This window comes from Pseudomonas sp. LAIL14HWK12:I7, from assembly GCF_000483465.1.
In the GTDB taxonomy this organism is placed as follows: domain Bacteria; phylum Pseudomonadota; class Gammaproteobacteria; order Pseudomonadales; family Pseudomonadaceae; genus Aquipseudomonas; species Aquipseudomonas kermanshahensis.
Genome location: NZ_KI519606.1, coordinates 407,635 through 426,060, shown reverse-complemented (window position 1 = coordinate 426,060; position 18,426 = coordinate 407,635). Strand labels below are relative to the sequence as shown.

At 64.3% G+C, this 18,426-nt stretch carries 17 protein-coding genes; 8 read left to right on the top strand and 9 right to left on the bottom strand.

Annotated elements, in window-relative coordinates; genetic code table 11:
• Nucleotides 1-8: 8 nt before the first annotated feature.
• From D886_RS0124680 to pedF, 4 genes are read right to left on the bottom strand one after another with little or no spacing between them, the layout of a single operon-like run.
• Nucleotides 9-947 (bottom strand): quinoprotein relay system zinc metallohydrolase 1, encoded by a 939-nt coding sequence (locus D886_RS0124680; protein ID WP_027596447.1) that lies wholly within the window; start codon nucleotides 945-947, stop codon nucleotides 9-11.
• A 41-nt stretch (nucleotides 948-988) separates the two neighbouring features.
• Nucleotides 989-1,750: a quinoprotein dehydrogenase-associated SoxYZ-like carrier gene (locus D886_RS0124675; RefSeq protein WP_027596446.1), complete on the bottom strand. Its 762-nt coding sequence runs from the start codon at nucleotides 1,748-1,750 to the stop codon at nucleotides 989-991.
• Complete coding sequence (locus tag D886_RS0124670; RefSeq protein ID WP_027596445.1) at nucleotides 1,747-2,622, bottom strand: ABC transporter substrate-binding protein; 876 nt, start codon at nucleotides 2,620-2,622, stop codon at nucleotides 1,747-1,749. The genes D886_RS0124675 and D886_RS0124670 overlap by 4 nt, the downstream gene beginning before the upstream one ends.
• A 5-nt stretch (nucleotides 2,623-2,627) precedes the next feature.
• A complete protein-coding gene (gene pedF / locus D886_RS0124665; protein WP_027596444.1) occupies nucleotides 2,628-3,089 on the bottom strand; it encodes a cytochrome c-550 PedF in 462 nt (153 codons plus the stop codon).
• 254 nt (nucleotides 3,090-3,343) lie between these two features.
• On the opposite strand from pedF, the gene exaA reads away from it, so the two are divergent.
• Together exaA and D886_RS0124655 are read left to right on the top strand one after the other, a co-directional pair.
• Entirely contained in the window at nucleotides 3,344-5,239 is a 1,896-nt protein-coding gene (exaA, locus tag D886_RS0124660) for a quinoprotein ethanol dehydrogenase (RefSeq protein WP_033694345.1), read from the top strand.
• A 65-nt stretch (nucleotides 5,240-5,304) separates the two neighbouring features.
• Entirely contained in the window at nucleotides 5,305-5,964 is a 660-nt protein-coding gene (locus tag D886_RS0124655) for a pentapeptide repeat-containing protein (protein WP_027596442.1), read from the top strand.
• Nucleotides 5,965-6,141: 177 nt separating this feature from the next.
• Here the strand turns inward: D886_RS0124655 and D886_RS0124650 are convergent, their stop codons facing one another.
• On the bottom strand, nucleotides 6,142-6,780 hold the full coding sequence (locus tag D886_RS0124650; protein ID WP_027596441.1) for a response regulator transcription factor: 639 nt from the start codon (nucleotides 6,778-6,780) through the stop codon (nucleotides 6,142-6,144).
• Entirely contained in the window at nucleotides 6,780-8,054 is a 1,275-nt protein-coding gene (locus D886_RS0124645) for a histidine kinase (RefSeq protein WP_027596440.1), read from the bottom strand. Before D886_RS0124645 ends, D886_RS0124650 begins: the two co-directional genes overlap by 1 nt.
• Nucleotides 8,055-8,218: 164 nt before the next feature.
• Here D886_RS0124645 and D886_RS0124640 point away from each other — a divergent pair, with 164 nt between their 5' ends.
• The 6 genes from D886_RS0124640 to D886_RS0124615 all read left to right on the top strand — a co-directional run bounded on the left by D886_RS0124640 (nucleotide 8,219) and on the right by D886_RS0124615 (nucleotide 13,670).
• Entirely contained in the window at nucleotides 8,219-9,406 is a 1,188-nt protein-coding gene (locus D886_RS0124640) for an ABC transporter substrate-binding protein (RefSeq protein ID WP_027596439.1), read from the top strand.
• A gap of 30 nt (nucleotides 9,407-9,436) precedes the next feature.
• Nucleotides 9,437-10,426, top strand: coding sequence for a YVTN family beta-propeller repeat protein (locus tag D886_RS0124635; RefSeq protein WP_027596438.1), 990 nt, complete (start codon nucleotides 9,437-9,439; stop codon nucleotides 10,424-10,426).
• Nucleotides 10,423-11,169: an ABC transporter ATP-binding protein gene (locus D886_RS0124630; RefSeq protein WP_027596437.1), complete on the top strand. Its 747-nt coding sequence runs from the start codon at nucleotides 10,423-10,425 to the stop codon at nucleotides 11,167-11,169. Before D886_RS0124635 ends, D886_RS0124630 begins: the two co-directional genes overlap by 4 nt.
• Complete coding sequence (locus D886_RS0124625) at nucleotides 11,169-11,960, top strand: ABC transporter permease (RefSeq protein WP_027596436.1); 792 nt, start codon at nucleotides 11,169-11,171, stop codon at nucleotides 11,958-11,960. The genes D886_RS0124630 and D886_RS0124625 overlap by 1 nt, the downstream gene beginning before the upstream one ends.
• Before the next feature lie 426 nt (nucleotides 11,961-12,386).
• Nucleotides 12,387-12,947 (top strand): PQQ-dependent catabolism-associated CXXCW motif protein, encoded by a 561-nt coding sequence (locus tag D886_RS0124620; RefSeq protein WP_027596435.1) that lies wholly within the window; start codon nucleotides 12,387-12,389, stop codon nucleotides 12,945-12,947.
• 57 nt (nucleotides 12,948-13,004) lie between these two features.
• Nucleotides 13,005-13,670 (top strand): response regulator transcription factor, encoded by a 666-nt coding sequence (locus tag D886_RS0124615; protein WP_027596434.1) that lies wholly within the window; start codon nucleotides 13,005-13,007, stop codon nucleotides 13,668-13,670.
• Here D886_RS0124615 and D886_RS0124610 read toward each other — a convergent pair.
• The 3 genes from D886_RS0124610 to D886_RS0124600 form a co-directional block, all read right to left on the bottom strand.
• Nucleotides 13,667-15,970, bottom strand: a complete 2,304-nt coding sequence (locus D886_RS0124610) for a PAS domain-containing hybrid sensor histidine kinase/response regulator (RefSeq protein WP_050580788.1) — start codon at nucleotides 15,968-15,970, stop codon at nucleotides 13,667-13,669. The genes D886_RS0124615 and D886_RS0124610 overlap by 4 nt on opposite strands.
• Nucleotides 15,900-17,063: a nitric oxide-sensing protein NosP gene (gene nosP, locus D886_RS0124605; RefSeq protein WP_027596432.1), complete on the bottom strand. Its 1,164-nt coding sequence runs from the start codon at nucleotides 17,061-17,063 to the stop codon at nucleotides 15,900-15,902. The genes D886_RS0124610 and nosP overlap by 71 nt, the downstream gene beginning before the upstream one ends.
• 145 nt (nucleotides 17,064-17,208) lie before the next feature.
• Nucleotides 17,209-18,396: a porin gene (locus D886_RS0124600; RefSeq protein ID WP_027596431.1), complete on the bottom strand. Its 1,188-nt coding sequence runs from the start codon at nucleotides 18,394-18,396 to the stop codon at nucleotides 17,209-17,211.
• Nucleotides 18,397-18,426: the final 30 nt, after the last annotated feature.

Here is an 18,426-nt window from a genome sequence, read left to right as displayed (position 1 = left end):
TTAACTCATCAGAGAGGCGGCTTGCCGTCGATACGCTGCAACCGCAAACGCTCATACCGCGGGTACAGGTGACTGACGCTGCGAATCAACTCATAACGGGTCAGGCTGATACCGGCAAACCGCTCAGGGATCGGGCTGCGGATCATCTCGACCATGTCATCCCCACGCGCTGCCCCCTCGCGCATCAGGCCATCCAGCCAGCCCAGGTAATCACGCATCTGCGCAAAAGGCTTAGCATCGCTGGCCACCGGCCCATGCCCCGGCACGAGCTGCTTCCAGGGCAAGGCCTGCAAGGTGTCCAGGTCCTTGAGCCAAACGTCCAGCCCTGGGCTGTTGGGGGTGGTCAGGGCGCGCTCGTAAAACACCAAATCGCCGGCAAACAGCACGCCAGTCTTCTCATCGAGAATCGCCAGGTCGGCGCCGGTATGCCCGCCCAGCGCCAACAGCCGCAACCGGTGCCCACCCACCTCATGCACACCCGGTTCCAGCACCCGGGTCGGCAGCACCACCTCGGTGCCGCGCATCCAGTCACCGACCAGGCGGTACATGTTCTCGGCCATCGCCTCGCCCTGCTGGCGTAACAGGTCGCCTGTGCCAGCCAGGGCACCGATGGGCACATCGGTAAAGGCCTGGTTGCCCAGCACATGGTCGGGGTGATGGTGGGTCAGCAGCACTCCGACCACCGGCTTGTCGGTGGTCGCGGCAATAGCCTGGCGCAGGGCCTCGCCGTAACGCTTGGACGGCCCGCTGTCGATCACCACCACACCGCTGTCGGTGACGATGAACGCGGTATTGACGATATTGCCGCCATTGGCCTTGGCGAAATTGTCGGTGCTGCCCTCCAGCAGCCAAGTGCCTTCCGCGATTTGCCGGGGCGTGAGTCGATAGTCCAGGTCCGCCCAGGCCGGCAGGCCCAGGCATAGCAACAACAGCAGCATCCAACGCATGACAGGCGCCTCTGGTCAGGGGGTGAAGGCAAGCAACGCGCTCACGGCACCGCCGCTTCGAACTGGTTACCGCTGTTGTCCCGCAACAGCAGCCGGGTAAGCCCGGGGCCCTGGATATCGAACCCCAGGTTGGGGTTCTCACTGACTGCCGGATACAGCGCGAGGCTGGCCAGGCGCTGGCCATCCGCGCCTTGCAATTCGGCATGTTCGAGGAAGAACTCAGGGATGCCGCTGACCAGGCCGTTGTCCATCGGGTGGGACACCTGCAGGCGCAAGCGGCTGCCATCACCGCGCGGGTAGCGCCCGCCCAGCACCTCACCGACATGCTCCTCCCAGCCAGGCTGGGTGCGCACCACGCTGGGCGCGGTACAACCGCCGCCAGCTGCATCGATCAGGGTTGAACCGACATGCCACACGCCGTCACGCGTCAGCACCGCAGCGCGCAGCGGCGTGGCTTGTTCGATGCGGATGCGGATCGACAGCCACGGCAGCACACGTTCGCCAGGCTCGAAGTCGACAATACGCGGCAGGGGGTTGAGTTCGGCCCAGGCAAGAATCCGAACCACGTCGCCCGCGAATGCGCGGGCGTCGATCTCCAGTGGCACTTGCCGGGCGTCCTCGGCAAAGGGCGGCGCCAGCAGTTTCACTCGCTCATCGAAAACGAACGGCGCCTGCCCCAGCAGTTGCTTGTGGTAGAAATCCCACATCACCGAGGGCACCGGGTCGGTCTTGCTGCTCGGTTCACCGGCCTGGGCTGCCCAAGGCATCCAGCAGGCCAGCAGTAAGGTCGCCCGCCAGTTCATTGGTACATCTCCGGTACCTCGTAGCGCAGGCCGTAGGTGGCGTACAGCGCCTTCAGCCGGCCATCGCGGATCATCGCCTCGAGGGCTTCCTCCACCGCATAGGCCAACTGCCGGTTGCTTTCATGCACGGCCATGCCGATGTCCCATGCTTGCTTGCCCAGGTTAGGGTAGGCGTTTTCCGCCAGGGCCAGTTGCGGGTCGGCGGCCTGATGCAACTGCCAGTCAACCTCGCCGCGCATCGCCATCACCGCGTCCACCTGGCCGGCCTGTAGCGCGCCGAACGCCTGTTGCACGCTGGGGTAATGGTGGGTGTTGGCGCTGAGCATGCCGTTGAACACCGAGGTCAGGTAGAACGACGGCACACTGTCCACCTCGACCCCGATGGGGTGCTGCTGGAACACCGCGACACTGGCCACCGAGGGCAGGCGGCGGCGGTCATAGGCCACCTGCCAGCGCTCCTCCTGATAGGGGCCGAACATCACCACCTGGGCGTTTTCCAGCTCGCCCAGCTCGTTGCGCTTCTGCGCGTAGGCGTGGTCGTAGGGCACCCGCATCATCAGGTCGGCCAACTGCTGGTGGCGCAGCGGGCTGCCGCGCCAGATGTAGTCGCGCAGGTCGTCGTCGAGCTTTTCTCCTGGCGGCGCCCAGATCAATTGCAGGTGCACCCCCAAGGCCGTGGCCAGCGCTTGCGCCAGCTCCACATCGACGCCACGCGGCTGGCCGTGGTCCTCGAAGCTGTAGGGCGCGAAATCCTTGTACACCGCCACCTTCAGTTCACCGGCAGCGATGATCGCGTCGTAGTTGCGCACCTGAGCCTGCACTGCCGCGCAGCACAGCAGCAGGCCACTCAACAGCACGGCCGACAGACGCATGGCGATCACTCCTCGACGTGCACGCTGTCCAGGTAGGTGCGTACCGCCCACAGGGCTTCCTGGCTCAGGTAATCGGCCATCTTCGGCATGTACACCCGCCCGTCACGCACCGCGCCGTGGCGCACCCGCTCAACGAACCACTCATCCCCGGCCTCGCCCACATCGAGCAGGCGCAAATCCGGGGCGATACCGCCAGACTTGGCTTCCAGGCCATGGCAGGCGGCGCAGTTCTGGTTGTAGGCCGAGGCGCCGATTTCCACGGCTTTGTCGTGCTCTGGGGAGGTGCGGTAAGGGTTGACCGCGGCCCAGCCGTCGCCGTCCAGGCTTACCCCAGCATCTTTGATCGGGGTCAGGCCCTGGGTTTCCACCGCCTGGGGCACCACATTGCCATGAGCCCACACCGTGCCCGTCAGCAAAGCACCGGCCAGCAGGCCTGTAGCGAGCAAGACGTTGCGTTTTTTTGTCATTGTTATGCCCTCAAGATTGCACGCAAGGCCTCAACCACAGAGGCCGTGCCGCCATCTTAGAAACAGCCCGCGCGCGGCCGTATGCTGCTTTGGTGGCCGGGCCTTACTCCCTTGGTAGTAGGGCTTGTGGCGAAGGGCCAAATGAGGTGCCGCCCGGGAACTATTCCCGGCAAGGGCGGGACTTTTTCCGTATCCCCAGCCGCCGTCCCGCCGCCACCCTGTGCAGGCCAAAACCTCCACAGGGAACTGCAACCATGACAATAAGATCGCTACCCGCCCTTTCCCCTCTGGCCCTCAGCGTGCGGGCCCTGCTGCTGGCCGGTAGCCTGGCCCTCTGCACGGCGGCCACCGCGGCCACCGCCCCCGCGGCACCTGCCAGCAAGAACGTGACCTGGGAAGACATCGCCAACGACCACCTGACCACCCAGGACGTGCTGCAATACGGCATGGGCACCAATGCCCAGCGCTGGAGCCCGCTGGCCCAGGTCAACGACCAGAACGTGTTCAAGCTGACCCCGGCCTGGTCCTATTCTTTCGGCGACGAAAAACAGCGCGGCCAGGAATCCCAGGCCATCGTCAGCGATGGCGTGGTCTACGTCACCGGCTCCTACTCGCGGGTATTTGCCCTCGATGCCAAGACCGGCAAACGCCTGTGGACCTACAACCACCGCCTGCCAGACAACATTCGCCCGTGCTGCGACGTGGTCAACCGCGGGGCGGCCATCTTCGGCGACAAGATCTACTTCGGCACCCTCGACGCCCGCCTCATCGCCCTCGACAAGCGCACCGGCAAGGTGGTGTGGAACAAGAAGTTCGGCGACCACAGCGCCGGCTACACCATGACCGGCGCCCCGGTGCTGATCAAAGACAAGACCAGCGGCAAGGTGTTGCTGATCCACGGCAGCTCTGGCGATGAGTTCGGCGTGGTCGGCCAGTTGTTCGCCCGCGACCCGGACACCGGCGAAGAAGTGTGGATGCGGCCCTTCGTCGAAGGCCACATGGGCCGCCTGAACGGCAAGGACAGCACCCCGACCGGCGACGTCAAGGCGCCGTCCTGGCCAGACGACCCGACCACCGAGACCGGCAAGGTCGAGGCCTGGAGCCACGGCGGCGGCGCACCCTGGCAGAGCGCCAGCTTCGACCCCGAGAGCAACACCATCATCGTCGGTGCTGGCAACCCTGGCCCTTGGAACACCTGGGCGCGCACGTCCAAGGACGGCAACCCCCACGACTACGACAGCCTCTACACCTCGGGCCAGGTCGGCGTCGACCCCAGCACCGGCGAAGTGAAGTGGTTCTACCAACACACGCCGAACGATGCATGGGACTTCTCCGGCAACAACGAGCTGGTGCTGTTCGATTACAAAGACAAGGACGGCAAGGTGGTCAAGGCCACCGGCCACGCCGACCGCAACGGCTTCTTCTACGTGGTGGACCGCAACAACGGCAAATTGCAGAACGCCTTCCCCTTCGTCGACAACATCACCTGGGCCAGCCATATCGACCTCAAGACCGGGCGCCCAGTGGAAAACCCTGGCCAGCGGCCGGCCAAGCCGCTGCCGGGTGAAACCAAGGGCAAGCCGGTGGAAGTCTCGCCGCCGTTCCTGGGGGGCAAGAACTGGAACCCCATGGCCTACAGCCAGGACACCGGCCTGTTCTACATCCCCGGCAACCAGTGGAAGGAGGAGTACTGGACCGAAGAAGTGAACTACAAGAAGGGCTCGGCCTACCTGGGCATGGGCTTCCGGATCAAGCGTATGTATGACGACCACGTCGGCACCTTGCGCGCCATGGACCCGGCCACCGGCAAGCTGGTCTGGGAGCACAAAGAGCACCTGCCACTGTGGGCCGGCGTACTGGCGACCAAGGGCAACCTGGTGTTCACCGGCACTGGCGACGGCTTCTTCAAGGCCTTCGACGCCAAGACGGGCAAGGAGCTGTGGAAGTTCCAGACCGGCAGCGGCATCGTCTCGCCACCCATCACCTGGGAACAGGACGGCGAGCAGTACATCGGCGTGACCGTGGGCTATGGCGGCGCGGTGCCGCTGTGGGGCGGCGACATGGCCGAACTGACCAAGCCGGTGGCCCAGGGCGGCTCGTTCTGGGTGTTCAAGATCCCAAGCTGGGACAACAAGACCGCGCAGCGGTGATCGCCTGCGGGGAGCGCCCAGCGCCCTCCCCGCACCTGCCCTCCTTTCACCGAGAGTCTTCGAACATGAATTACCTGCCCTTTGCCCTGCTGTTGGTCCTTGCCCCTGCCCTGGCCGTGAGTGCGGACGACGACGGCAACGATGCGCCCTTGACCGTCAACGGCTGCGTGATCGCCGAAGGCAGCCAGTGCCCGGGCGCCAATTTGCGTGGCGCCAACCTGGCCAACCAGGACTTGCGCAAGATGAACCTGGCCGGCGCTGACCTGCGCGATGCCGACCTGCGCCATGCCCGCCTGGACCTGGCCAACCTGGAAAAGGCCCGCTTGCAGGGCGCCAACCTGACCCGCGCCAGCCTGCAGCAGAGCAACCTGCGGTTGGCAGACCTGAGCCATAGCACGTTGATTGCCATTCAAGGCTGGGGGCTGTTTGCCCAGGGTGCGCAGTTCGAAAAGGCCGACCTCAGTGCGGCGTACCTGCAGTTCGCCAGGCTTTCCGGGGCGAACATGCACCAGGCCAACCTGCGGGCGGCGGACCTGGAGATGGCCTGGCTGAGCAAAACCGACCTGCAAGGGGCCAACCTTGGCGATGCTAACCTGCAGGAAGCCAAGTTTGGCCAGAGCAACCTGGCGCAAGCCGATCTGCGCGGCGCGCGGCAGCATTATGGGAATTTTCAGGAGGCCAACATGGAAGGGTGCAAGGGATGCCCTGAAACCTGGGACAAGTGAGCGCAGCTAGTCTGCAGCGACTCGGTCACCTGTGGGAGCGGGCTTGCCCGCGAAGAAGGCGACTCGGTGCCTGGCACCGGCTTCGCCGGTGTTCGCGGGCAAGCCCGCTCCCACAGGGTCCCTGCTAAATCTATGAGTCATGTGTTCGTCTGAGGCCCTGTCAACCACCACAAAACCTCACCCCGCCACCCGCACCACCCCCAGATCGATCCCCAGGTGCACCAGCTCAGCGTGGGAACTCACCTGCAACTTGCTCTTGAGCAAAGTCAGGTGATTGGAAACGGTCTTGGCACTGATGCACAGCTGTTCGGCAATCACCCGCACCGGGGTGCCCTTGGCCAGCATCACGAAAATCTCCAACTCGCGCTGGGTCATGCGCTGCAAGCGCGGGTCGCTGGCGTTCTGTTGCGGTGTGCAGGCCAGCTGTGTAGCTAAAGGCTGCTCGATATAGGCATGCCCGGCCAACACCCGGTGCACCGCCTCGATCAACACCTGGGGCGCCGAATTCTTGGTCAGGTAGCCCGAAGCCCCCGCCTCCAGTGCCTGGCGCACCAGGGGCAGTTCATCATGCATGCTGAAAAACAGCACCCGTAGCTGCGGCAGGCGCTGACGCAGCCGGCGGGTGGTCTCCAGGCCGCTGATGCCGGGCAGGCCGAAGTCCATGATCACCAAGTTCGGCACTTGCTCCTGAACCCGCACCAGCGCCTCTTCGCCACTGGCGGCCTCGCGCACTTCCATCGCCGGCAGCACCGCCCGCAACAGGCTGGCATAACCCTGGCGCACCACGGCGTGGTCATCCACCAATACGATATTCATCAGGCCTCCATGGGAATGTTCAGGGCCAACGCCCAGCCGGCACCCGGGCGACTCAGGATGCGTAATTCGCCGCCCAGGCTGCGCGCGCGCTCGGCCATCGAATGCAGGCCAACGCCGGGCCGCTGGGGCTGGCTCGCGCCGCAGCCGTTGTCACGCACCAACAGGCGCAAGCCCTTGGCACTGCGTTGCAGACGCACCCGCACCTGGCTGGCGCCGGCATGCCGGGCAACGTTGGTCAACGCCTCCTGCAGCAGGCGATACAAATGCGTTCTACTGGGCCCAGGCAGCACCGGCAGGCGCTCACCGACCCGCAAACGGCAATCGATGCCTTGGCTGGCCTGCCATTGGCTCACCAGCACACCAAAGGCTTCGGCCAATGGCACGTGTTGCAACGCCACCGGATACAAGTCGTGTACCAAGGCACGAAAGCCCTGCTGCAGGCGTTCGCAGTTAAGCTCCAGGGCTTGCGCGGTCTGCTCCACCACCGTCGGCTGGCCTGCCACCAGGCGCAGCAGGCAGACCTGGGCGCGGATACCCGCCAAGTACTGCCCGAGGTCATCGTGCAGGGCCTGCGCCAGGTGGGTGCGTTCCTGTTCCTGTACCGCCAACAGGGTTTGGGTGAGTTGGGCATTGTCAGCCCGGGTCTGCTCCAGGGCCGCGGTCATGCGGTTGAAATGCGCCGCCAGCTGGCGTGCCTCCGGCAGGCCGGCCTCGCGCAGGCGGGTGGTCAGCTGCCCACCCGAGACCTGGCGCAACGCACGCAGCAGTTCATCCAGCAGGCCCATGCCGCGCCGCACCGCCCAGCGGATGGACAACAGGCTCACGAGCAAGGCCAGGCCACACAAGCCCAGCAACTGCTGCAGGGAATCCCGGACTTCGTCGATTTCATCCCGCGCATCCACGGCGATCAATACCCGGCGCCCCTCGCTCAAGTCCAGCAAGCGGGTGCTGTGGCGGCGATCACCGAACAGCTGGCGCCCCAGCCAGGCATCCAGGCCGGCCTCCCGCGGCATCTGCGCAGTTTCGCCCGCCGCCAGCCAGTGCACCCGCACGTGGCGCAGGCTCTGGGTCAGCCGCGGTTGCAGGCTCGCCGGGTTGCGTTCGGCCGTGTCGGCGAGGTACGCCACCACAGCTTCGGCAGACTGCAATTCGCGCTCGACATCGGCCACCGCCTGGTGCAGCAGCAACCCGCCGCAGGCCAAGGTGACCAAGGCGAAAAAGAACGTGACCCACAGGTTGATCCGCCACTGGGCCGACAGGTTGATGAGGCGCATTGGGCAGTTTCCTCCGGGTGAACGCGGCCAGGGCGGCGACCCATCGTAAAACCGAGGCCTTAGCGGTGATTTACTACCTTGGTACTGGCCGAGCGCTACTTTCTGCATATTTCCCCCTCCCGGCCGGCTTCCTATGCTGGCGCCATCTGCCGTGGAGTGCGTTTATGCGCCAGCCTGCCCCTCATGCCCTGACCTGCCTGCTGGCCCTGGCCACGGCGCTGTGTTCGGCCTTCGCATCGGCCGCCCCGCCAGAGCCGCAATTGCAGGTGCGCATCGGCTACCTGGGCTATCGCCCCGACCCCGGCCCGCTGCTGTCCAACATCATTCCCGAGCCCGCCGACGCGGGGCTGCAGGGCGCCGAGCTGGCGATTGTCGACAGCAACAGTACGGGGCGTTTTCTCAAGCAGGCGTTCACCCTTGCCAGCACCCACGTAGACAGCCCCGAGGCCCTGCTGCAAGCCGCCAAGGCCCAGCATGACCAGGGCCTGCGGCTGTTTGTGGTGAACGCGCCGGCCGCCAGCCTGCGCGCACTGTCTGCCGCCCTGCCCGACAGCCTGCTGTTCAACGCCGGCAGCCCCGACGACAGCCTGCGCAGCAGCCAGTGCCTGGGCAATGTGCTGCATAGCCTGCCCAGCCGCGCCATGCTGGCCGATGCCTTGGCGCAGTTTCTGGTACTGCGCAAATGGCAGCGGGCGTTGCTCGTCGTCGGCCAGACCGAAGATGACCAGGCCTACGCCGCAGCCCTGCGCCGGGCAGTGAAGCGCTTCGGCGTGCAGCTGGTGGCGGAAAAAACCTGGCGCTTCGACAACGACCAGCGCCGCAGCGCCCAAGCCGATATGCCCCTGTTCACCCAAACCGCCGAGTACGACGTGGTGCTGGTGGCCGACGAACGCGGCGACTTCGGCGAATACCTGCCCTACCAGACCTGGTACCCCCGCCCCGTGGCCGGCACCCAGGGCCTGACCCCCACCGGCTGGCACAAGACCGTGGAAACCTTCGGCGCGGCGCAGTTGCAAAAACGCTTCGAAGCCCAGGCCGGACGCTGGATGAACGACCGCGACTTCGCCGCCTGGATGGCCGTGCGCAGCATCGCCAGCGCCGTCAGCAAACTGCGCCAGGCCGAGCCACGCGCCCTGCAGCAACTGCTGCTCAGCGACCAGCTGCCGCTGGATGGCTTCAAGGGCCGCAAACTCAGCTACCGCCCATGGAACGGCGAACTGCGCCAACCCATCCCGCTGGTTCAGCCCCGCGCGCTGGTCAGCACTTCGCCCCAGGAGGGCTTCCTGCACCCCTTCAACGAAATGGACAGCTTGGGCTTCGACAAACCCGAAGTGACCTGCGGCTACCCCTGAAACCGATAATCACAAAAAAAGGATTCCGCCATGCGTCGCCCCCTTTGCTACCGGCCTGTGCTTTACCCCACCCTGCTGGCCGGCGTGCTGGCGCTTGCCACCGGGCACGCCAGCGCCGCCACCGCCTGGGTCTCGAACGAGAAGGACAACAGCCTTAGCCTGATCGACCTGCAAAGCCTGGAAGTTACCGAGACCCTGCCCGTGGGCCAGCGCCCACGTGGCCTGCTGCTGTCCCACGACAACAAGCGGCTGTACATCTGCGCCAGCGATTCGGACCGGGTGCAGGTGATGGACGTGGCCACCCGCAAGATCATCAAGGAACTGCCCTCCGGCAAGGACCCCGAGCAGTTCGCCCTGCACCCCAATGACCGCTGGCTGTACGTGTCCAACGAAGACGACGCACTGGTAACGGTGATCGACACCGAAACCGACAAAGTGCTCGGCCAGATCAACGTCGGCATCGAGCCCGAGGGCATGGCGGTAAGCCCCGATGGCAAGTGGGCGGTCAATACCAGCGAAACCACCAACATGCTGCACTGGATCGACACCAGCACCCAGACCCTGGCCGACAGCACCCTGGTGGATCAACGGCCGCGCTTCGTCGAGTTCAACCAGGATGGCTCGCGGCTCTGGGCCTCGGCGGAAATCGGCGGCACGGTGACCATTCTCGACGTGGCCACGCGCCAGGTGCTGAAAACCCTGAATTTCCAGATCAAGGGCGTGCACCCGGACAAAGTCCAGCCGGTGGGCATCAAGCTCAGCGCCGATGGCCAGTACGCGTTCGTCGCCCTGGGCCCGGCCAACCATGTGGCGGTGATCGATGCAAAGACTTACGAGGTGCTGGACTACCTGCTGGTTGGGCGGCGTGTTTGGCAGCTGGCGTTCACCCCAGACCAAAGCCAATTGCTGGCCACCAACGGGGTCAGCGGCGACGTCTCGGTGATCGATACGAAAACCCTCAAGGTGCTCAAATCGGTAAAGGTCGGGCGTTACCCCTGGGGCGTGGTGGTCACGCCATGAATACCCTCGACGTCAGTGACGTGAGTTTCGCCTACGGCCAGCGCGAGGCGCTCAAGCACGTGGGGTTCAGTGTGGCGCCTGGGCGTTTTGCTGCGTTGCTGGGCCCCAATGGCGCCGGCAAGTCGACCTTGATCGCACTGCTCACCCGGCTTTACGACGTGCAACAGGGCGACATCCGCGTCTGCGGCTGCTCGTTGCGCAACGCGGCGCGCCCGGCGTTGCGACAACTGGGCGTGGTGTTTCAGCAAAGCACCCTGGACCTGGACCTGAGCGTCGAACAGAACCTGCGCTACCACGCCTCGTTGCATGGCCTGTCGCGGCGCCAGGGCAACCTGCGGGTCGAGGCCGAACTGGCCCGCCAGGGCCTCGACGAGCGCCGGCGCGAGCCCGTTCGTGCGCTGAATATCGGGCACCGGCGCCGAGTGGAAATTGCCCGCGCCCTGCTCCACGAACCGCGCTTGCTGTTGCTCGACGAAGCCAGCGTCGGCCTCGACCCGGCCAGCCGCCTGGCGCTCAACCAGCACCTTCGGCACCTGTGCCGCGAGCAAGGGCTGAGTGTGCTCTGGACCACCCACCTGCTGGACGAGGTGCAGCCCAGTGATGACCTGCTGATCCTGCACCAGGGGCGCCTGGTCGCCAGTGGCACCGCTGATGCCCTGAGCCAAGCGCACGGCGGCGACCTCGACAACGCCTTCGCGCGCCTGACCCGCGCGCCTGGCCCCACCCCAGGAGTGAAGGCCTGATGAACGCCTACTGGCAATGTTTCAACGGCATCCTGCTGCGCGAATGCCTGCGGTTCGTGTTGCAGCGCACGCGGTTTCTCAGCGCCCTGGTGCGCCCTCTGCTGTGGTTGCTGGTGTTTGCTGCCGGGTTTCGTGCGGCCCTGGGCATAGCGATCATCGAGCCCTACGACACCTACATCCCCTACGAGGTGTACATCATCCCCGGCCTTGCCTGCATGATTCTGCTGTTCAACGGCATGCAGGGCTCGCTGTCGATGGTCTATGACCGCGAGATGGGCAGTATGCGCGTGCTGCTGACCAGCCCCTTGCCGCGCGCGTTTCTGCTCGGCAGCAAGCTGCTGGCGACCTCGTTGATTTCCCTGCTACAGGTTTATGCGTTTCTCGCCATCGCCTGGTTGTATGGCGTTCAGCCCCCAGCTGCGGGGTTGCTGCTGGCGCTGCCGGCCTTGTTGCTGGTGGCCCTGATGCTCAGCGCCCTGGGGCTGTTGCTGTCGAATGCGATTCGCCAGTTGGAAAACTTTGCCGGGGTGATGAATTTCGTGATCTTCCCGTTGTTTTTCCTGTCCTCGGCGCTGTACCCGCTGTGGAAGATGCGCGAGGCCAGCCAGTGGCTGTATTGGCTGTGCGCCCTGAACCCCTTCACCCACGCCGTGGAACTGGTGCGTTTCGCGCTGTACGAACGCTTCAATCCGCTGGCGCTGGCGGTTTGCCTGGGCCTGACCGTGCTGTTTACCCTGCTCGCGATACTGACCTTCAACCCCCAGCACGCAGCGCTGCGCAAGCCGCGCTGACAGCTCATGCCTTGCGAAAATCCCTGTAGGAGCAGCCTTGTGCTGCGAAGAGGCCAGTGACAACACAGAGAATCTTCGCTGCTGTTGCCGGCCTCTTCGCAGCACAAGGCTGCTCCTACCGGTCCGTGCTGAGTGAAGGAATAACTGAGCACACGCAAGGGCTTTGCAATGATTAAGGGGTGACGCTGAGCCAATCGCCATGTGCAATCTCTGTAGGAGCAGCCTTGTGCTGCGAAGAGGCCAGTGACAACACAGAGAATCTTCGCTGCTGTTGCCGGCCTCTTCGCAGCACAAGGCTGCTCCAGTGGCGTGCGTCAGCAGCGGGTTAGGTCCTACTACTTTAGTACTGGCTTTACTGTCTATCGTCGCATTCACAAAGCACCGCCGCTGGCATGTAATGGGCCTATAACAAAAAGGATAAACCCCATGCCTCGTGCCCTGCCCAGGCTGCCACGTGCTTTGCTGGCAGCCCTTTCGCTGAGTCTGCTGCTGGGCGTCGCCCAGGCCGACACCACGCCGCTGTTTTCTGCCGAGGGGTATCGCACCACCCTCTACCGCAGCCCGACACCGCACCAGGTCGAGGGCGCCCAGGTCATCGACACCGCCACCTTGCAAAGCTTGCTGGGCCAGCACCCCAAGCCGGTGCTGGTCGATGTGTACCGCCGGCAATGGCTGCAAGGCCGCTTCATCGAAGACGAACCCCACGCCAACCTCCCCGGCAGCCACTGGTTGGCCAACACCGGCGACGGCGAGCTGAGCCCGGCCTGGCAAGACTACTTCGTGCGCCACCTGCAAAAAGCCACCGCCGGCCGCCTGGAGCAACCGCTGGTCTTTTACTGCCGCTCCGATTGCTGGTTAAGCTGGAACGCGGTAAAACGCGCAGCATCCCTGGGCTATAAGACGCTGTATTGGTACCGCGACGGCCTGGACGCCTGGGAAGCTGCCAACCTGCCACTGCAGCCGGCCCAGCCAGAGCCCTTCCCCTGAACTCACCACCGGTAAACGCGTGCGCGCCCCATCCAATAAAAACGAGGTGAAAAGGCCATGTACAAAATTCTGATTGCCGACGATCACCCACTGTTTCGCGAAGCCATCCACAACGTCATCAGCGATGGCTTCCCAGGCAGCGAAGTCATGGAGACTGCCGACCTGGACAGCGCCCTGGCGCTGACCCTGGAACATGACGACCTCGACCTGATCCTGCTCGACCTGAACATGCCCGGCATGCACGGCCTCAATGGCCTGATCACCCTGCGCAACGAGGCTCCGACCACACCGGTGGTGATCGTCTCGGCCGAGCAGGAAAAACAAATCGTGCTGCAGGCCATCACCTATGGCGCCGTGGGGTTCATCACCAAGTCCTCGCCACGTTCGCAGATGATCGAAGCAATCGAGCAGATCCTCACCGGCAATGTCTACCTGCCACCCGACATCATTCGCGCCAACAAAAGCAGCACTAGCCGGCGCCAGAGCGATACCCCGAGCTTCCCACCCGAGATGCTCCAGGCCCTGACCCGCAAGCAGTTGCTGGTGCTCGAGCGCATGACCAAAGGCGAGTCGAACAAGCAGATCGCCTACACCCTGGACATCGCTGAAACCACGGTCAAGGCCCACGTTTCGGCGATCTTGCGCAAACTCAACGTGCACAACCGGGTGCAGGCCATCCTCAGTGCTGGCGATATCGACTTCGGCGACTACCTGCGCCGTTAAAGCGGCTGACCGGGGCTGTTGGCCAGCAAATGGCTCATCGCAGCCTTGAGTTTCATTGGCCGCACCGGCTTGTGCATCAGGGTGTGGCCCCGCTCGCGGATCTGTTGCTTGAGTTCGTTGCTGTAGTTGGCGGTGATCATCAATGCCGGAATCGGCACGGCGCGGCGGGCACTGATCCGCGCCACGGCATCGACACCATTGCAGTCGTTGTCCAGGTGGTAGTCGGCGATCAACAGGTCGGCTTCGGCGTGGTAGTTGTCCACCTGCCGCGCCAGGTCTTCCTCCGACAGCGCAGTGACCACCCGGCAACCCCACCCTTCCAGCAGGGTGCGCATGCCGGCACAGATCGCCGCATCGTTATCCAGCACCCACACCCGCGCACCGCGCAGGCGTTCGAGCATCGGCTCGCTGATGGCCAGGCTCGGCGGGGCCTTGGGCGCGGTTGCGCTCAGCGGCACTTCGACGGCGAACACCGAGCCTTTGCCGAGCCAGGAACGCACCCGAATCCGATGGCCGAGAATGCCCGCGATCTTTTCCACGATTGCCAGGCCCAGGCCCAAGCCACGGTCTTGGTCCGGGCGCTGTACATCGCCCCGTTTGAACTCCTGGAACATCTCGTCCAGGCGCTCTTCGGCGATGCCGATCCCGCTGTCCCAGACTTCGATCCACAGGCCCCGGCGCTGGCGCCGACAGCCCAGCACCACGCGGCCGCTGCGGGTGTAGCGGATGGCATTGCTGAGCAGGTTGCGCAGGATCCGCGCCAACAGCTGGATGTCACTGTGCACCAAGGCCGAACAGCCCACGAAGTGCAATTCCAGCCCTTCGCTGCGCGCCACCTGGGCGTATTCGGCGGCCAAATTGTCCATCAGTTCGCTGAGGGCGAAGGGGGCGATATCGGCCTTGATCACCCCGGCGTCAAGCTTGGAAATATCCACCAGGGTGCCTAACAGGTTTTCCACGTCCTCCAGGGAATTACTGACGTTGCGCACCAGTTGAACGCTCTGGTGCGGCTCGCGGCGTTCGAGCAACGCGCTGGTGAACAGCCGCGCCGCGTTCAGGGGTTGCAGCAGGTCATGGCTGACCGCAGCGAGAAATTTGGTCTTCGACAGGTTGGCCTGCTCGGCCTCGCGCTTGGCCTCGCGCAACCGTGATTCGGCCCGGCTGCGCTCATCGATCTCGCGCAGCAACTGGTCGTTGAGGCTGGTCAGCTCGGCGGTGCGCTCGCGCACCCGTTGCTCAAGGTTCTGGTAAGCCTGGTGCAGCGCCTCGGCGCTCTTGCGCCGCTCGGTAATGTCGCGGATCAACACGAAAATCCCCACCACTTCGCCATTGGCCAGGCGGTTAGGGACGTAGGAGCGCAGCATGTAGCGCTCCTGGCCGTTGATGTTGTTTTCGGCAAACTCGAAGGTCACGCTCTCCCCCGCCAGCGCGCGCGCCACGTAGGCTTCCAGGCGTTGGTAATGCGATTCGCTGTGGGCTTCGCGCAGGCTCTGGCCCAGCATCACGCCGCGGGGCCAGCAGTACCACTGCTCATACACCTTGTTGGTGAACTCGTAGACCAGGTCGGCATTCAAGTAGGCGATCAGCGCCGGAACATGGTCGGTGATCAGGCGAATCAGTTGCGATTTCTGCGCCACCGCCTGCTCGCGGCGCAAGGTCTCGCTGAGCTTGACCTCGGTGATGTCGGTGAACAGGAACACCCGCCCGCCTTCGCAAGTAGGCCGTTCGCTGACTTGCAGCCAGCGCCCGTTCTGCAGGCGGTACAGCAGGTGCTCATCGGCCGGCCCGCGGGGCTCTTCGGTGAACACCCCGCTGGCGGTCATCAGTTGCTTGACCTCGGCCAAGCGCATGCCGGCGATGATCCGCACCCGGCTGTTGGCCCAGAACGCCTTGAAACGGCTGTTGCACAGCACGATGCGCTGGTTCTGGTCGAACAGCACGAAGGCGTCGGAGATGCTTTCGATGGCGTCGATCAAGTGTTGGTGGGCGGTCTCGGCCCGCAACCGCGCTTCACTGAGCAGGTGGTTACCGGCCTTGAGCTCGGCCATGGCCTGGTTGAGGGCGTCGGTGCGTTCGCGGACCTGCTCAGCCAGCACCACCGAGTGCTGGAATGCCGCGTAGGGGTCGTTGCCGCGGGTCACGCCCGACTCGACGCGTTCGATCAGCGCAGTGTTGATGCGCTGCAGCTTGCGGTTCTCGTGCTGCAGCCGAACGACCTCGGCCTGCAGTTCAGCGGCTGACGGGTGGCCGGTTGCGGGCAATGGCGACCCCGGTGAAGGTCTGGTTGATATGCATGCCATTGAACTGTTCTCCATAGGTGTTGAAGCCCATCACCCGCTGCTCGCGCAAGAACGCGCCGACCTGCTCGAGGCCGTCGTGGGCTTCCAGTTCCAGGCGCCGCAGGAAACAGTCGCAGCCAATGGTCAGCAGCAAGGGGCCCAGGCGCTGGTGCAGCCCGTCGAACAGGGTGTGCAGCTTTGGCAACAGCGGGCCCGGTGTCATGGCCGTGAGCACGATGCCGTTTTCCACCGCACAGTAGAAACTCAGGCTCAGGTCCGGGTGCACCTGCTGGATTGCCCGGACGTAATACTGATCGTGAATTCGCACCGCCAACGGGTGGGCAGCGAATACCCGGTGATCGAGCTCGGCCACCGGCACGCCGATGTGCCGGGCGTATTCCTCGGCAGCGGGTTCGGCATTGAGTTCGAAGACCCGCCGCTGAGCACTGTCGGCGCCGGTCACCACCAGCTTTTCATCACGCGGCAGGATGTGGTGCGTGGTGAACACTTCAAAGTCGAGCCAGGTATTGACCAGCACCACTACCGCCGCGCCGCTGTGGAACGCCCCGCCGAAGTACACATGGGTACGGGTCAGGTAGTTGTCGTCGCCGGCCGACCCGCCGAAATGCGGAATGTCCCCCAATGCCGCGCTCAGGGCGCCAAGGAACATCTCCTCACGGCTGGACAAGCCGTCGAGCAGGGTCAGGGCAAAGCTGTGGCCTTTGATCGGCGCGAGGGTATTGCTGCGGCAGGTGCCGACCAGCCGTTCGACCATCTGCTGGGCGTCGATCAGGCTGAAGCGTTCCATTTCATCGATCAGTTCGGTGGCGATGGAAAACTGCCGATGATCGAACCCCAGCGCCGTCACGCAATTACGGCCGTAGCCTAGCGGGGTGATTTCGCCGGCACTGGTGCAGCCCACCAGGCGAATGCCGCCGAAACCCTGTTCCAAGGCCTCGCCCAGTTCCTGCAGGTCGTATTCGGCAGAACAGAAGAACAGCACGAACCCCAGGTGCGGGTGCAGCAGCTGCCGCGCCAGGTCCTGGGCTGCAAGCCGCGCATCGGTTGCCTGGGACATGGCGCTGACCACACCGTCGTTCTGGGCCTGCTGCATCGTGGTCTCCGGCGCGGGTTGTCTGAAGGTTGAGTGTACGGAGGACGTCCCGGAGGGCGAATGCTACTTGGGTAGCGGGTAGGCGGTTCCATGGGAGGATGGGTTGCACGTGCAATTGCTGGGGCCGCTTCGCGGCCCCAGCGGTCTACCAGGTCAGCACCGCCCCCAGTGCAAGGGTATCGGTGTCTTCGTTCTGGTCGCTGGTGTCATGCCCATCAATGGAAAACTGGTTGTACTCGGCCACCAACGTGAGGTTGTCGTTGACGTCATGAAACAGCGCCACACCCCGCGTCTCGTAATCCGCGCCACTGCCCACCACACCGTTGCCATCGTCCTTGGTCTTGCCGTAGGACAACGCCAGGCGGTTTTTACCAACTTTGTACGACCCTTGCAGCAGGTAACCGTCGCTGTCGACATTGCGCAGGGTCGGCTCGCCGGCGTTGTTAGTGAAGAACGGGTTGATACCCTTGGCCTGGAAGCCGGAGCCGGTGAGCGACAGCCCGCCCATCTTCGCCTGCACGCCATAGCCGACACCTTTGGAGGTGATCGACTTGACCGTCGAGTCGGTGTTGTCCGAGGTCTGGTAGCTGCCATTGATCCAGCTGTAGATCTTGGCGCCGGCAAGGTCGAACTGGTAGGTGATCTCGCTCTCGGTGCGGGGGTTTTCCTGATACGCCTTGCCGGTCGGGCTACTGTCGTTGGTGTCCACCGGGTCCATGATGCCCACCGCCACCCGCAGGCCCTCCATCACCGGTGTGCGGTAGGTGATCTGCGAGGTGGGGAACGGGTACGGGTAACCGCTGCCGATGTTGCCGAACGATACCCCGCCGCCGTCCACCAGCCCCAGGCTGTCACTGACCTGGCCGTAACCGGCAAGCAGCTCGTCCAGCAGAATGTTGGAACGCGCAAACAGCCCGAAGTCCTTGCCGATCAGCACCTCGCCCCACTCGGGGTTGGCCACGGTGCCGTAGAACTGACGCACGTCGATGGCGGTGTCGGTGCCGTTGGTTTCGCTGTCGTTGATGGTCACCCAGAACGAGGCACGCGCCCCGAGCTTCAGGTCATCCACCTGTTTACCCATGTTGAAGCCCAGGTAGTTGGGCAAAAAACCCATCTTCACCCGTGACTGGCGGCGGTCGAATTGATCGCCCGCCCGGTCGACATCACTGTTGACGTAAAAGGCATTGATGTAGCCGTCGGTGGAAAACGTGGTCTGGTCCTTGTCGTACAGCATGATCTCGGCCTCGGCGACGCCGCTCAGGCCCAGAGTTGAAAGGCTGGCGATGACAGCCGTCAGGATACGAGGCGATAGTTTCTTATTGTTGTTGTGCATGACGCGCTCCAAAAACGTGGGCTCGGTGTT

Bases quoted from the DNA above. Each gene is read 5' to 3' on its own strand.
- D886_RS0124635 (WP_027596438.1), top strand. From the start codon at position 9,437: ATGCGTCGCCCCCTTTGCTACCGGCCTGTGCTTTACCCCACCCTGCTG.
- D886_RS0124610 (WP_050580788.1), bottom strand. From the start codon at position 15,970: ATGGCATGCATATCAACCAGACCTTCACCGGGGTCGCCATTGCCCGCA.
- D886_RS0124675 (WP_027596446.1), bottom strand. From the start codon at position 1,750: ATGAACTGGCGGGCGACCTTACTGCTGGCCTGCTGGATGCCTTGGGCA.
- D886_RS0124680 (WP_027596447.1), bottom strand. From the start codon at position 947: ATGCGTTGGATGCTGCTGTTGTTGCTATGCCTGGGCCTGCCGGCCTGG.
- D886_RS0124615 (WP_027596434.1), top strand. From the start codon at position 13,005: ATGTACAAAATTCTGATTGCCGACGATCACCCACTGTTTCGCGAAGCC.
- D886_RS0124650 (WP_027596441.1), bottom strand. From the start codon at position 6,780: ATGAATATCGTATTGGTGGATGACCACGCCGTGGTGCGCCAGGGTTAT.
- D886_RS0124630 (WP_027596437.1), top strand. From the start codon at position 10,423: ATGAATACCCTCGACGTCAGTGACGTGAGTTTCGCCTACGGCCAGCGC.
- D886_RS0124670 (WP_027596445.1), bottom strand. From the start codon at position 2,622: ATGCGTCTGTCGGCCGTGCTGTTGAGTGGCCTGCTGCTGTGCTGCGCG.
- D886_RS0124600 (WP_027596431.1), bottom strand. From the start codon at position 18,396: ATGCACAACAACAATAAGAAACTATCGCCTCGTATCCTGACGGCTGTC.
- nosP (WP_027596432.1), bottom strand. From the start codon at position 17,063: ATGCAGCAGGCCCAGAACGACGGTGTGGTCAGCGCCATGTCCCAGGCA.
- D886_RS0124625 (WP_027596436.1), top strand. From the start codon at position 11,169: ATGAACGCCTACTGGCAATGTTTCAACGGCATCCTGCTGCGCGAATGC.
- D886_RS0124655 (WP_027596442.1), top strand. From the start codon at position 5,305: ATGAATTACCTGCCCTTTGCCCTGCTGTTGGTCCTTGCCCCTGCCCTG.
- D886_RS0124640 (WP_027596439.1), top strand. From the start codon at position 8,219: ATGCGCCAGCCTGCCCCTCATGCCCTGACCTGCCTGCTGGCCCTGGCC.
- exaA (WP_033694345.1), top strand. From the start codon at position 3,344: ATGACAATAAGATCGCTACCCGCCCTTTCCCCTCTGGCCCTCAGCGTG.
- D886_RS0124620 (WP_027596435.1), top strand. From the start codon at position 12,387: ATGCCTCGTGCCCTGCCCAGGCTGCCACGTGCTTTGCTGGCAGCCCTT.
- pedF (WP_027596444.1), bottom strand. From the start codon at position 3,089: ATGACAAAAAAACGCAACGTCTTGCTCGCTACAGGCCTGCTGGCCGGT.
- D886_RS0124645 (WP_027596440.1), bottom strand. From the start codon at position 8,054: ATGCGCCTCATCAACCTGTCGGCCCAGTGGCGGATCAACCTGTGGGTC.